Origin of the sequence: Leclercia sp. EC_58 (genome assembly GCF_019584355.1) — a bacterium.
Lineage (GTDB): Bacteria > Pseudomonadota > Gammaproteobacteria > Enterobacterales > Enterobacteriaceae > Enterobacter.
Genome location: NZ_VDAM01000018.1, coordinates 1 through 231, shown reverse-complemented (window position 1 = coordinate 231; position 231 = coordinate 1). Strand labels below are relative to the sequence as shown.

Sequence of the window (231 nt, the reverse complement as noted above, 5' to 3'; positions counted from 1 at the left end):
TCATTGATATGGCCATGAATGGCGTTGGATGCCGGGCAACCGCCCGCATTATGGGCGTTGGCCTCAACACGATTTTACGTCACTTAAAAAACTCAGGCCGCAGTCGGTAACCTCGTGCATACAGCCGGGCAGTGACGTCATCGTCTGCGCGGAAATGGACGAACAGTGGGGCTATGTCGGGGCTAAATCGCGCCAGCGCTGGCTGTTTTACGCGTATGACAGGCTCCGGAA

At 56.3% G+C, this 231-nt stretch carries 1 pseudogene; it reads left to right on the top strand.

From position 1 onward, the window contains the following. Positions 1-231, top strand: a pseudogene (locus tag FHC51_RS22810) (IS1 family transposase); the annotation flags it as partial.